The following is a 14,456-nucleotide window of genomic DNA, read 5'->3' as shown; positions in this document are numbered from 1 at the left end:
TTTAATCTCTGTGCTAATTTGTACAACTTGGCTTTAAGGCGGGTTTAAACCCGCCCTACAGGATGGATTTAACTCCACCCTCCACTTCATTGCGATCGATTAGATTTGCATCTAAGCGATCATTTTGAGAGTGTAAGCACTTGTTTGACTGGCAAACCAAGCACTCACACTCATCGGCTGTATTTTGTTAAAGATCAGTGGCTTAGGACACACAAAACAACCTAGAAACCGGTGTTTCGTTTGCTGTGTCAGCAGCAGAGAGGCCGAACTATACCCACCCACCGAAAGTCCGTCAACACCTTGTGATAAACAAAACAGGATAAAGACGCTAAGTTGTTGAATTTAAATAGATCTAATTTTTAATTAATCTACAATTATCTTTAAAAGTGAAATGCTATTTAATTCGTTTATTTCTAAGGTAGCGTTTTTTTTATCTGAATTATGCCAATCGCATTGATAAATCGATCGCTTTTATATCTTTGGTGAGCTTTCCTATCGAAATTCGATCAACGCCGGTTTCTGCAATCGCACGAATTTGAGTTAAATCGACCCCGCCAGAGGCTTCTAGTATGGCTCGCCCTTTTGCAAGTTGTACTGCGGCGCTCATTTCTTCGAGACTCATATTGTCTAATAGAATTGAAACAGCACCAGCAGCAATGGCTTGTTGCAGTTCGGCGAGATTTTCAACTTCAATTTGAATGCTGACGTGTGTAGGTGCAATGGTGCGGGCCATCTCAATTGCATTGGCGATATTGCCTGCAGCTAAAATGTGATTCTCTTTAATTAAGATGCCGTCGTATAAACCAATGCGTTGATTTTCTCCGCCGCCGACTGTAACGGCATATTTTTGTGCTCGACGTAGCCCTGGGATGGTTTTACGGGTGTCATGGACTTTAGCAGCGGAGCCTTCTACTGCCTCAACGTAGCGATGGGTTTCTGTGGCCACTGCTGATAGCGTCTGTAAAAAATTAAGTGCCGAGCGCTCTGCAGTCAGTAATGAACGGGTATTACCTTGTAGCTCGCAAATAATTTGCTCTGCAGCAACACACTCCCCTTCTGCGACTTTCCATTCAATTTGAATGCTGGCATCGACCTGATGAAAGACTTCATTAAACCAAGCTTGTCCACAAATAATGGCCGCCTCACGTAGCACAATGCGTGCATTGCCTTGTTGTGCGGCAGGAATCAGTTGAACGGTCCAGTCGCAATCACCGATGTCTTCGGTTAAGGCGTTGGCGACATTGGCGGCGATCAGATGTTTAGGCGGTAGTTTCAAATTCATCATCATTCTTTAATTTCTGGAAAAGGGAGCGGTGCAATCGCGCTGGCAAGTTCGTGCCGAATCCGCTGCAAGGCCTGCATGGTATCGGCTTCAATGCGTAACGTTAAGACTGGCGTGGTGTTTGATGCGCGGATCAAACCAAAACCATCGGTATATTCAATGCGTAAGCCATCAATACACAGCACTTGGTGGGCAGTGGGAAAAGTAGCCTGTTGGCGGATTTCTTCTACCAAGGCATGACCCGATCTCGTCACTGGAATTTGCAGCTCTGGTGATGACACCGTGATTGGAAACCGTGCCAGCTCAGTATCTAAATCAACACCGGTGGCGATTTGTTGCAATAGCTTGGCACCGGCATATAAAGCATCATCCACTTGCCATGCCGCAAAAGCGAAGTGCCCAGACAATTCACCTGCAACAACGGCCCCGGTTTCGCGTAAACGACGCTTCATATGCGAATGCCCGGTTGGTATCGCTTCTGAGGTGCCACCCAACTGAGTAACCCATTGGGCGACCGCTCGGCTTGATTTGATATCAAAGAGCACATGGCCAGTTTGCTTAGCTAACTCGGCAGTAGCAAATAGCATCAATACTTGGTCACCGGGAATTATTGTTCCAGTGCGCGTCACCACCCCCAAACGATCGCCATCGCCATCAAACGCTAAACCAACATCGGCGTGTTCTGCCAGTACGGTCGCTTGGAGTTCACGGAGATTTTCTGCAACTTGGGGATCGGGGTGATGATTGGGGAATCGACCATCGACTTCACAATACAGCTCAATCACTTCGCACGACAATTGTCGATACAAGGTTGGAGCCAATGCTCCCGGTGAACCGTTACCACAATCAATGACGATTTTTAATGGTTTTACCAACGGCAATTGCTGTTCCAGCGCCGCCACATAATCAGCAACGACATCGAGCGTCTGAATTGAGCCGCCATCTAGAAGTGGTAATTGCTGCGCAATTATTTTTTGCCGCAACGCTTGCAGCGCATCACCGGCAATCGTTACCCCGGCCAGCATAATTTTAATGCCGTTGTAATCTGGCGGGTTATGACTACCCGTAATCATCATTCCAGAGCCGGCGGCGTGATGACGAGCCGCATAATACAATAGCGGCGTACAGGACATACCGAGATCTAATACGGTAATACCGGCCTCAAGCAATCCTTTTGCCAACGCCATTGCGAGGGCAGGGCTGGATAAACGCCCATCAAAACCGAGGGCTATTTTTACAATGCCTTGCTCACTAGCTACAGCACCGCAAGCGCGACCAACCCAATACGCAAAATCAGGGGTTAATAAATGAATCTGGCCCCGAATATCATAAGCTTTAAATAAACTACTAGGTATTGAAGTCATTTTAATCATGCAGTCGGTAGATGAAATTGAAAAAGTGCATTGAGGTACACAAAAAATCGGTGATGTAATTTGCTGGAGCAGAAGCGGACAACTCGGTATTTGCCAATCATGATCTACATGCTTAAAGCCATGCAAGCGCGCTGTGACTCGCAGATCAAATTAACGCAATATTTTGCTATTTTTTTAGCCTTTAAACCAAAACTATGTGTTTGGCATTATTTAATACTCACATTCGTTTCTAATTTTAAGCTTAAGCAGAGTAGGACAAATCAATATGCGCATGATCCCTATGCAAATGGCTAAGTGCTTAACAGAAACACGTTTGACGCTGGGTAGAATTTGCTCAGCCAGTATTGCATTCGCTGACAAGCCAGTTCATACAAGCTCCAATCCCTTATTCGTGGTTACTTAATTGCATGAAATGGGCGCAAAGCAAAAAATGGCGATGGATGCATACCATCCGATTAATTATAAAAAAAGCCCATCAACATAGGATGGGCTTTTTAAAATTGCTTTTAACTTAAACAGTCGATGCTAGCAGCTGCGACGAATCACCAACAATCAAATGAAATACATTGCCATCAAGCTTTGCCACCGCAGAAACACCCGATGCTAAAACTGCCGCCTCATTAAATTGTTTGCCGTCCTTTAATTGCACCCGAATGCGCGTAGCTGCAATTGCCGCTGTTTCGCTAATATTAGCTTGACCACCTAAAGCCGCCAATAATGCTGGATTACGAATCGTAGCTGCTGCTGCGCTAGTCGCTGGTACAACCGCTACAGGCGCTGCTACACCCGTTCCGCCCGCTTTCAAATATTCAGTCATATCGGTTTTCAGATTTTCTGAACGGGTACCAAAAATAGCCTGCATATTATTGCCAACTTGCATCACACCAGCCGCACCTAATGCTTTTAGCGCCGCTTGATTGACTTTGGCCGCATCGCGAACAGAGATCCGCAAACGTGTAATACATGCATCTAAGCTTTCGATATTCGCAGCACCACCAAATGCAACCACCAAATCATGCGCCATACCTTGGCCACTGGCTTGGTGTTGAACCGCATCAACCGCCACATCTTCACGACCTGGGGTTTTCATATTCCACTTGAGAATGGCGTAACGGAAAGTGAAGTAATACAAAGCGGCATACATTGGCCCAAAGAACAGGACATACCACCAGTTTTGCGCATTCTTACCAAACACATTAAACATCAAGAAATCAATCCCGCCTTGCGAGAAAGTAAAGCCCAAATGCATACCAAAGGTGTTGGCAACAAATTGCGTCGACGCCGCCAATACCGCATGAATGACATACAGCACGGGAGCCGCAAACATAAAGGCAAATTCAATCGGCTCGGTAATCCCAGTCAGGAATGAAGTCAGCGCAGCTGAAATCATAATCCCACCCACCATCACTCGATTTTCAGGTTTTGCAGTATGCCAAATCGCAATGGCTGCGGCTGGTAGACCAAACATTTTGAACAAGAATGCGCCCGACAAAATACCCGCAGTACGATCACCGGCAAAGAAACGATTAATATCACCATGCACCACTTTACCTGCCGCATCGGTGAATTCGCCCATTTCAAAGAAAAATGGCACATTCCAAATATGATGCAAACCAAATGGAATCAACATCCGCTCAACAAAACCATATACCGTCGCAGCAGTACGCGTATCAGATACCGCGGCCCAATGCGAGAAGCTATTAATAGCGCCTTGTACTGGAGGCCAAATAAAGGATAGAACGACGCCAACAAAAATAGCCGCGATCCCGGTCACAATCGGAACAAAACGCTTACCCGAGAAAAACCCAAGATACGGTGGTAATTCAATCCGGTAGTATTTATTAAACAATGTTGCCGCAACAGCACCAATAATAATCCCACCAAAAACGCCGGTTTCCATGGACTTCATGCCCATCACCATCGCTGGCTCAACGCCCATGATTGGCGCCATGACACCCATTGTTGCAATCATCACAACAAACCCGACCGTCGCAGCAATACCAGCTACACCATCATTGTCTGACAAGCCCAGTGCAACACCAATCGCAAAAATCAAAGGTAAATGACCAAAAATTGCGCCGCCACTTTGTGCCATAATTTGCGAAACAACTTCTGGGATAAATGGAAAATTAGATGCACCAATCCCAAGTAATAAACCAGCCACAGGTAATACTGCGACCGGTAGCATTAATGCTTTACCAATTTTTTGTAAGACTGCAAATGCATTCTTAAACATTATTTTTCTCCAAAGGCGATTACTGTTTCTTATTTGTCATGCAATCGCCGGTTTATCGAACTCACTTTAGATTCTGTTACAAAAATTAAACATTGACTATGCAGCGATGACCTTACAGGGATATACCTTATCAATACAATAATCCATCGTCATTTTTAATGTAAAGCACTGCAAATAAAATTCATCGATTAAGGTCAATCTTGATAAAAAAAATCCACCGATCTGCCGGTGGATTTTTGTATTTATTTACAAGCTATTTACTTAATTAAATGCACGGTATGTGCATCAATTTTGGCGATGGCTGCAACACCTAAATCTTTTAATACTGCTTCATTTAACAAAGCGGCATCGAGCAATTCAACGCGAATGCGTGTAGTTGCAATGGATTCAGCTAAGCGTACATTCGCTTTACCACCTAAAGCGGCATACCACTCTGGATTGAGTAATTCAGCGGACGACGAAGGTAACGCCTCAATAACAACCCGCTTTTCAACCGATGCCGGTGCCACCGGCACTTGCCGACCCTTTAACGCCCAACCAATCCCAATTCCTACTAATAGTGCAATAACGACCAATACCATATCAAACCTCTTTAATCGACCAGTTGCGACAAACGAGCGCGAACTTCAGCAGCGGTACCCATTTGTAAAACTTCAGCAGCGAGTTTCTCACATTCCACTTTGTTTAAAGTCCGAACCAACGCTTTAATTGCAGGAATCGTCGGCACACTCGCAGATAGTTCATCCACACCTATACCCAGCAACAATGGAATAGCCATAGGGTCTGAGGCAATACCCCCACACACACCGACCCACTTGCCATGAGCATGTGCACCTTTTACCGTCATATTGATTAAATTCAATACGCCAGGATGCATCACATCGGCTTGCTTGGCTAATTTTGGATGACCACGATCCATCGCCAAAGTGTATTGGGTTAAATCGTTGGTACCAATCGAGAAGAAATCAACTTCACGCGCAAATTGCTCGGCCATAACGGCAGTGGCGGGAACTTCAACCATAATGCCGACTTGAACGTCTTGAGTAACCCCTAAGGCGGCTTTTTCTTCAGCCACAATACGCTTCACTTCACGCACTTCTTCCAAGCTCGTAATCATTGGGAACATGATGGCTAGTTTTGAGAACGGCGCAGAACGTAAAATGGCACGAATTTGAGTATGTAAGAGCTCTGGTTCTGCTAAGCATAAGCGCACGCCACGAACACCCAAGAATGGATTTTCTTCGACTGGCATTGGTAAATAGGCCAATGGCTTATCACCACCCACATCCAAAGTACGCACTACAAATGTACGATCGTTACCGAGTGCTTTGGCAATATCGATATAAATCTGGCTTTGCTCTTCTTCAGTCGGCGCATCCGTGCGTTCTAAGTATAAGAACTCACTGCGTAACAAACCCACCCCTTCACTACCCAGTTTTACGCCTTGAATCGCATCGTCAATGCCACCAATATTGGCCACCACTTCGACATGAATACCATCTTGCGTTACCGCTGGCTCAAATGCTGCGGCTAATTCAGCTTCACGTTGAATGGCTTGCTTGGCTTGTTTTTCACGGATATTGTTAACTTCGGCTTCTGATGGGTTTTTGCGCAAAGTACCACGGCTACCATCCAAAATGACTGGCATGCCATTGGCTAAATTCAATGCGTCTTCATCAATGCCGCAGATTGCGGGAATATTGAGCGAGCGAGCCAAAATAGCGACGTGGCTGGTTGCCCCACCACCGACAGTACAAAAACCAAGTACCCGAGTACGGTCCAAACTTGCGGTATCGGATGGCGTCAGGTCTTCTGCAATCAAAATCGCATTTTCTGGCACGACCATCGCAGTTTCTGCAATCCCCGCAATCAAACGCAATACGCGTAAGCCCACATCGCGAATATCATTCGCACGACCGGCTAACACTTCATTTTTTAGTGCGGCCAGCTTAGCTGAATAAGTGCTGTAGGCTTCTTTCCAGGCAAAACCGGCGCTCTTGCCGTTGCTGATACCCGTAATCGCAATGGCTAATAAATCCGGATCTTCAAGCAACTCTTGGTGAGCCGCAAAAATCTCAGCTTTACTTTCATCGCTAATTTCAGCTTTTAGGTTTTCAAGTTGTTGATGCGCATCTTTCAACGCTTGGTCAAAACGACGACGCTCTAATTCTGGCGACTCACCAGCTTCAACGACCGCAATATCCACTTGCTTAACTTGGAAAATTTGTCCCACAGCCAAACCTGGCGATGCAGAAACCCCAGTCAACACATTTGGATCTTCTGACTTAGGCTTGGCTTTGCTAGTTTTAATCGCATTAACTGGCGCAGGTTTATTTTTTGGCACTACACCACCGACATCTTCGCCACAGCCACTAAGAATTAAGGCCGTTAATTTTTCAATCGCAGCAGAGGCATCAGGACCAACAGCACGCACTCGAATTTCATCGCCGTTTTGCACTTCAAGGCCCATGATTGCAACCACAGATTTAGCATTTGCTTCTTGGTCGGCACGAACTAATTTAATTTCTGACTTAAATGTTTTCGCAGTATTCGCCAAAACGGCTGCGGGACGAGCATGTAGACCGGTTGGATTAGGCGTACGAATCGGGTCTGAATACACCTCAACGGATGAATCGGTAGCGGCTGAAGTTTGAACAACGCCCTCAGCTAAGTCGAGTGTTAGGGCAATGTCTTTACCTGCAACGACCAAACCTGTACTGGGAATATAACGCGCTACTTTTTCGCCACTGGTAATGACCATTTGCGTCAATAAAGACAAGGCTTTACGACCTACGGCATCCATATCAAATTCAATTAACGGTTGACCTGCATCGACGACATCACCTTCTTTGACCTTCGCCGTGAAACCTTGGCCTTTGAGCATCACAGTGTCTAAGCCAATATGAATCAACACTTCAATCCCATTGGCAGCAACCAAAGTAATAGCATGCATTGCTGAATGCACTTGCGTTACTTTGCCGGCAATCGGTGCCAACAAAACATTACTGGTTGGATCTATTGAAACGCCATCTCCGACCATTTTTTGGGCAAAAACTGGATCAGGTACTGTATCCAAAGGCACCATCACACCCGATAGTGGGGCCAGCAATACAAATTGCGAAACTGGATTTATCGACATAACAACCTCTGTTGGTTTAATTCTTAGTCAAATTGGTCATTTAAATTGACCCGCATTAATTTTTATTGCGTTGACATTTTCTTGTGTTTTAGTTTACCCGCCAATGCTATTGGCATGTGGCGTAATATTGCTCAATTTATATGTAAATTTTACAGATCAAAATCAGCTAGGCATAAACCATATTCGTTCATTTTAACTTTCTAACCAGTGCATGCTTTGTGCTTAATCAGCTTCCAGAGTTCATTTAATTTTAAATATTACTTTATTACATTTTTTTACAAAAAACAGTGCCTGATTTTGAATGCTTACGATTTAGATGCAAATAGGGCGGCTTAAGCCACCCTATTTGTCAATTTATCCGATTTAGTCGTCACTGCAGCCAGAAGTGATCATTGCACTGACAGCGATTATTGCTTCATTTGCATCAAGTCCATCAACGTTAATTTGAATCAGCTCTGCATTAGAAAAATCTAACCGCACACACATAAAATTTAGCTTTTACGTTAACCACCTGAGTCACGATGCAAATAACATAGCAATCGCTTGATATCATAAACAAGTGGGATACAAAAGTATGTCAGTAATTTCACTACTCTCAATGTATACACCTGCGACGAATCCATGCTTGTTCAGTGGCAATTGCATCTAACTTTAAATCCCATGCCTCATAGGGCAATTGTGCCACTTGCTGGCATGAATACGCTAAGCCAATTAATGCCGGTTTAAGCCAAATTTTTCGCAATCGACGAAATGCAAACGTCGTATCGTAATAGCCGCCACCTTGACCTAACCGAGCTAATTGCAAATCAAAACCAAGTAAAGGCACAAAAACAGTGTCCAAATCACGGCTTGAACAGTGCTCAGAATGACTCGGTATTGGAATATTAAATGCACCACAAGACCAAATAGCGTCTTGATTTAGCCGAACAAAATTTAATCGTCGACCCACTTTAGGTACAACCGGCAAATACACCAAACAACCACGCTGCAATGCTAAAAAAATCAATGGCCAAGCCGAAAACTCACTACCAACAGGCACATATAATGCAATTTTTTTGCCGCGACGAAGTTTTTGTAATACTTGCGGATAATGGGTTACAGCCCAAGCCGCAGCTTGGCGCTGTATTTTAGATATCGCCGCTCGGCGTTGCCGAAGATCACGACGTAATTGAATTTTTTGAATAATCACAAAAGATGAGGGCTTCCCACAGTGCCGTTTCGGTTCGCATCTTGAACCCATGGTTCAAGTTGTTGCCGGTCAGATGCCATCAGGTGCATTCACAAGGAACGCTCACAACAGGCGTCTAGATGACTGGCAAACGTGCTATACAGCTTATCGGTTCAAAGATTAAGAACCGTCGCAAACACCGCAGGAAAGCTAACTTGTATCACGACGCAATGATAAATATTTTCTATTCAAGTAAAACTGCGTCGATCGTTGAATTGATACTGGTGATTTTACGCTGAAAATCACTAAAGTCAAAGCCACCTTCAACCTTTGCCGTTAAAAACTCGTGCGTCATATTTAAAGCCGTCATCATCGCAATCTTCTCAATCCCGATTACTTTACCAGTCGTGCGAATTTCATGCATCCGTGTATCGAGAAGTTGCACAGCCTGAAGCAAGGTTTCTTCTTCATGCGCAGGACAGGCCACACGAAACTCACGCCCCATGATTGAAATATCCAACAACTTCACGGCATCACTCATACACCATCCTCGGGTAATTTAGCCAAAATCGCATTCACTTTGTCTTTTACAGCAACTAACTTAGTATTTAAGCTTTCATTGTCTAACTGTGTTAAGTGCAATTTCTGCTTAAGGTCTTGATTTTCCGAGCGTAATTCACGACATAAGGCCACCAACTGCATGACTTTACCTTCCAAACTACCGAGTTCTACATCCATTTCTAAGTTCCTATCAATACCAATCTGTAACGTAAATCGGCAAGTACCAATGAAAAACTAACCAGAGATATAAAATGATGACATTGAACTAAAATCACAATAAATACTTGGGTATATTCGTCAAAAGCATTAATTTGTTTACTTTGAGCGATATACCTACAAATTCAATATCAATATCATCAAAAATATAATGCATATCGCCTCATTGATAAATTCAACAAACCACGTCCATGATGTCAAACACTACAAATCAGTCTTCATCTTCAATTTCAAGCTCTTCCGGAAGATCGTCCCCCGAGCCTAAATCAACCCCGATAAAGTCATCAGGTACTTCTAAGGTCATCCGACCCATTGCCTTGCTACGATAGTCAGTAATAATCAAATCTGCCGTTTTTTGTTCATCAATCACACCACCGGCCATCAAAGCGCCACGTTTACGACCGATCAAATTAAACAGCTCATCCACACTACCCTCTAAATTACTCAACTTATAGCGAGCCATCAGTTCTTTAGGGTAACGCTCGCGCAAAGTTTCAATCGCAAAATAAGCCACCAAAATCTCATCGTAAGCATTACGACCGATTGACCCACCCAAAGCCAAACGAAACCCTGAAGGTTCATGCTCTACTTTAGGCCACATCAAACCAGGCGTGTCATACAAAATCACGCCATCTAGCGTTTCAATTCGCTGTTGAGACTTCGTCACACCTGGCGTATCCGCAACACGAGCGACTTTTCGCTTCGCCAGTGTATTTAACAACGTAGATTTACCCACGTTGGGAATCCCCAAAATCATCGCTCGCAATGGTTTTTCAGCATCATTACGGAACGGGGCTAGTTTTTTACACAAGACCGCAATCTGCTTAATTGCCGCTTGCTTGTTGTCTTCACCCATCAATAAGGCTTCAGTACCTGCTTGCTGACGGAAATAATTTAACCATAACTGGCTTAACTTCGGATCGGCTAAGTCTGTTTTATTGATAATTTTCAAAGCTGGACGCTGACGATGCAAACGTAACTTCTCAATCATTGGGTTACTACTCGACAGAGGCATGCGTGCATCTACGATTTCAATCACCATATCCACCTTGGCCATTGTCTCTGCCACTTTTTTCTGCGCCACATGCATATGACCCGGAAACCACTGAATTGCCATCAAACACCCCCAAGAAAAGCAGCGATTATACGCTTATTCACACAACCCTATACAAATCAATCACTTAAAATGTGGGGAAGTCAGCAAGCAATGTGGATAACTGTTATTCACAGGGTTAACAAAAAAAACAGCACATATTACCCACAGTACAAACACCTGTTGTGCACCCCTATGTGGATAACTTAACGTGTTGATAAATATGGCTTTACGGAGTTATCCACAGATTTTCTGTTCCTTATCTATTACTACTATCTTTTACTTATCAATATATATATAAAAAACAAACCCGCTGATGCAAACCACGTTGAAAACGCTTAAAAACTACAATAGTGAACAAAATCAATAGCTTAAGAAGTGCTCACGCTAAAATAGTTTGAATACGATTGACTCTACGTCATTACAAATCAAATACTTAGCTCAGTAACATGCCAACTAAACTTGGCAAACTTGCTGGTTAAGATAGTAAAAATCTTAATTGTTTAAGCTTTAAAAGTTCATTTTTAACAAAAATTTCAACATCTTCATCATCAATATATCCAGTTAAATTATTTTGTTTTATTAAACTAATATCAACACCTAAACGAATTGCTAATTTTTCAGCAGATGGCATAATCATCAAAGATTTAGAAGTATTATTAGTAATATCATTATCATTATCATTATCTAATTTGTCTAAATTTAAAAATCCAGTTGGTAATTCTTCTACTTCCATGATTAATAATAAATCACCAGTGTTGATATCATCACCAATACTCACAAATAAATTACTTATTTTTCCATCTTCAATCGCATTAATATGAATATCATCAGTGTAATTACTTAACGTTACTAATAAGTCATCTTTATTTACTAATTGGCCTGGTTGAATATAAATTTTACTTAAAATAAATGGTTTAAATAATTCTGGAGAACACATTAAATGTGTTGTATAGACAGGATCCATTTTTTAAAGCCTTTAAAATTTTTAATAACAAAATCATTTAATTTAAAAAAAGCACACGCCAACGAGGAGTGCAATGTAAATAATAACAAAATTCACCCCATGAATTAAAATTTTAACCAAATAATTACATTGATAAGCATCAATTTAACGCATAAAAATTGCCTATTTTTTTAATAAAAATCAAATTTTTCAATCTGCAATAGTTTCCTTACACGATTGATAATATTAAATTCAAAATCCGAAAGGACTTTCATCTCTAAAACAGATCAAAATCAATAGCTAGCGCATTGATATATAAGGAAATATTATAAATTATTGCTATGCCACAATTTACTTTGCATAATAGGCCCGTGTTTGCCAAACTAGATACTATCAAGTGCTTATTGTGTCTAGTTTAGTAAGGAAAAAGTCTGTTTTAATAGGTTTTAACCCTATTAAAAATAAATATAAATCATATTTAATTTATGTATGTTTTATCTTGACGACGATTTTTTGATATAATCAAGTGAAGTAAGCGTAATTTTACTAAAATAATATTTTATATATATTCAAAATTTGGAGTTAACAATGAGTGAATTAGTTTTAGTTATCAATGCAGGTTCTTCAAGTATTAAATTTTCATTATTTGAAACTAGCGCTGCTGATCCTGTTGTCTTATTTAAAGGACAAATGGAAGGCTTATATGTAGAGCCTAAATTTAGTGCAAAAGATGCAGCAGATAAGAAAGTAGCAAACGAAACATTAGCCAGTGATGCGCCAAAAAATCATGATTATGCTTTACGTTATATGCTCAATTGGTTGGAATCGCGTATTGGTGGACGAAAAATTGCGGTAATTGGACATCGTGTTGTTCATGGTGGAACCACATATTCAAAACCTGAACTAGTTACGCCTGAAGTTATTGCTGGCCTTGAAGCATTAATTCCATTAGCCCCTTTGCATGCCCCACATAATATTACTCCAATTCGTATTCTTGAAGAATTATTGCCAAATGTGCCACAAGTGACTTGTTTTGACACCGCATTTCACATGACTCAACCGGAAATAAACCAATTATTTGCACTACCGTATGAATTCTCGCAAAAAGAAGGCATTCGTCGTTATGGTTTCCATGGTCTGTCGTATGAATATATTGCTAGCGTATTACCAGAAATTGATACTCGTGCAGCAGAAGGTCGTACCGTTGTTGCTCACTTAGGTAATGGTTCATCAATGGCGGGTTTACTTGGCGGGCGCTGTCAATTAACAACCATGGGCTTTACTGCATTGGATGGTTTGCCAATGGGAACTCGTTGTGGTCGTATTGATGCCGGTGTTGTTTTGCACTTAATGAATCATTTAAAAATGGATGCAAAACAAATTGAAACCTTGTTGTACAAGGAGTCAGGTTTACTTGGTTTGTCTGGTTTCTCCAGCGATATGCGCGATTTAGAAAATTCAGATTTACCCCGCGCAAAATTAGCGGTTGAATATTTTGCAAACAGTGTAGTGCGTGAAGCGGCTTCTTTAGCTGCTGCGATCGGTGGTATAGATGCTTTAGTATTTACTGCTGGCATTGGAGAAAATGATGCAAATACGCGTAAAGCGGTTTGCCATCAATTACGTTGGTTAGGTGTTGATCTAGATGAAGCGGCGAATGCGGTACGTTCTAGTGAACCACGTCGTATTTCTTTAGCAGATAGTAAAATTGCGGTGTATGTGATTCCGACGAATGAAGAACTAATGATTGCTCGTCAAGCATTGGCTTGTATCGCATAATTTATAATGCTTTAATGAAAAAGCCGCTGATTTCAGCGGCTTTTTCACGTGAGTTTCATCTTCATCTGGCAAGATGAAGACTTAAAAAAGTCTTGTTTCAGTTAGGATGTAGAGATTGACTTTTTAAGTAGGTAAAAATTATGTTAGAACATGATCATGTTATTGATGTAAGTTTTGAGCCAAAAACAATACCGCCGATACAAGGTTGGTATTGGATTATGAAAGCATTTAATTTATTTAAACAAGCACCAACGGTTTGGATCAGTATTTGTGGTGTATTTGTTATATTATTTTTTGGTATTGCTTTTTTGCCTATGGTTGGTGGATTTATTTCTACTTTACTTGGTCCCGTTTTTTTGGGTGGTATTATGTGGTCGGCAAAAAAGCATGCTGCCGGAGAAGTGCCAAAATTAACTGATTTATTTTTTGGATTTAAATATAGATTTTTTGAGTTATTAAAAATTGGCATGTTATATATGTTAGGCACCATATTAGTTATGGTATTGATGACCGTATTGCTTACAATAGCTTCTTTTTTTGGTTGGTTGTCATTTGATAAAAATATTCAACTGATAGAGCAAGTTGGTTCAATTTGGCCTGTATTAATTGGGTATGCGGAAAATTTGATTGATTCTGCCTCTTTGTACGAGTATAGTCAAATCG

Annotated in this window: 12 protein-coding genes and 1 other RNA gene; 2 read left to right on the top strand and 11 right to left on the bottom strand. The window is 41.8% G+C overall.

Annotation, left to right across the window (positions count from 1 at the left end):
* Window positions 1–439 precede the first annotated feature (439 nt).
* The 11 genes from nadC to Q0V82_RS14935 all read right to left on the bottom strand — a co-directional run bounded on the left by nadC (window position 440) and on the right by Q0V82_RS14935 (window position 12,035).
* Window positions 440–1,288 carry a carboxylating nicotinate-nucleotide diphosphorylase gene (gene nadC / locus Q0V82_RS14985; protein ID WP_308445226.1) on the bottom strand — a complete coding sequence of 283 codons (849 nt, stop codon included), beginning with the start codon at window positions 1,286–1,288 and terminating at the stop codon, window positions 440–442.
* Window positions 1,285–2,646 (bottom strand): phosphomannomutase/phosphoglucomutase, encoded by a 1,362-nt coding sequence (locus Q0V82_RS14980; RefSeq protein WP_297576989.1) that lies wholly within the window; start codon window positions 2,644–2,646, stop codon window positions 1,285–1,287. The genes nadC and Q0V82_RS14980 overlap by 4 nt, the downstream gene beginning before the upstream one ends.
* A gap of 520 nt (window positions 2,647–3,166) precedes the next feature.
* A complete protein-coding gene (gene ptsG / locus Q0V82_RS14975; RefSeq protein WP_297576987.1) occupies window positions 3,167–4,891 on the bottom strand; it encodes a PTS glucose transporter subunit IIBC in 1,725 nt (574 codons plus the stop codon).
* Window positions 4,892–5,148: 257 nt separating this feature from the next.
* Window positions 5,149–5,472 carry a PTS transporter subunit EIIB gene (locus Q0V82_RS14970; protein WP_297576985.1) on the bottom strand — a complete coding sequence of 108 codons (324 nt, stop codon included), beginning with the start codon at window positions 5,470–5,472 and terminating at the stop codon, window positions 5,149–5,151.
* Between the two features lie 11 nt (window positions 5,473–5,483).
* Window positions 5,484–8,030: a phosphoenolpyruvate--protein phosphotransferase gene (gene ptsP, locus Q0V82_RS14965; RefSeq protein WP_297576983.1), complete on the bottom strand. Its 2,547-nt coding sequence runs from the start codon at window positions 8,028–8,030 to the stop codon at window positions 5,484–5,486.
* Window positions 8,031–8,625: 595 nt separating this feature from the next.
* On the bottom strand, window positions 8,626–9,219 hold the full coding sequence (locus tag Q0V82_RS14960) for a 5-formyltetrahydrofolate cyclo-ligase (protein WP_297576981.1): 594 nt from the start codon (window positions 9,217–9,219) through the stop codon (window positions 8,626–8,628).
* A 9-nt stretch (window positions 9,220–9,228) separates the two neighbouring features.
* A non-coding RNA gene (ssrS, locus tag Q0V82_RS14955) (6S RNA) lies at window positions 9,229–9,409 on the bottom strand.
* Between the two features lie 33 nt (window positions 9,410–9,442).
* The gene (locus Q0V82_RS14950) at window positions 9,443–9,739 is read right to left on the bottom strand and encodes a cell division protein ZapA (protein WP_297576979.1); all 297 of its coding nucleotides are present in this window, start codon (window positions 9,737–9,739) and stop codon (window positions 9,443–9,445) included.
* Window positions 9,736–9,936 carry a hypothetical protein gene (locus Q0V82_RS14945; protein WP_297576977.1) on the bottom strand — a complete coding sequence of 67 codons (201 nt, stop codon included), beginning with the start codon at window positions 9,934–9,936 and terminating at the stop codon, window positions 9,736–9,738. Before Q0V82_RS14945 ends, Q0V82_RS14950 begins: the two co-directional genes overlap by 4 nt.
* Window positions 9,937–10,186: 250 nt before the next feature.
* A complete protein-coding gene (gene ylqF, locus Q0V82_RS14940; protein ID WP_297576975.1) occupies window positions 10,187–11,092 on the bottom strand; it encodes a ribosome biogenesis GTPase YlqF in 906 nt (301 codons plus the stop codon).
* Between the two features lie 454 nt (window positions 11,093–11,546).
* Window positions 11,547–12,035, bottom strand: coding sequence for a biotin/lipoyl-containing protein (locus Q0V82_RS14935; protein ID WP_297576973.1), 489 nt, complete (start codon window positions 12,033–12,035; stop codon window positions 11,547–11,549).
* Window positions 12,036–12,602: 567 nt separating this feature from the next.
* On the opposite strand from Q0V82_RS14935, the gene Q0V82_RS14930 reads away from it, so the two are divergent.
* Both Q0V82_RS14930 and Q0V82_RS14925 read left to right on the top strand, forming a co-directional pair.
* A complete protein-coding gene (locus Q0V82_RS14930) occupies window positions 12,603–13,793 on the top strand; it encodes an acetate/propionate family kinase (RefSeq protein WP_297576972.1) in 1,191 nt (396 codons plus the stop codon).
* Window positions 13,794–13,933: 140 nt separating this feature from the next.
* The coding region (locus Q0V82_RS14925; protein ID WP_297576970.1) for a hypothetical protein at window positions 13,934–14,456 on the top strand (523 nt) is incomplete at its 3' end.

It is taken from the genome of uncultured Deefgea sp., assembly GCF_947072475.1.
Lineage (GTDB): Bacteria > Pseudomonadota > Gammaproteobacteria > Burkholderiales > Chitinibacteraceae > Deefgea.
The sequence above is the reverse complement of the archived record's forward strand: the minus strand, read 5'-3'. Positions and strand labels throughout refer to the sequence as shown.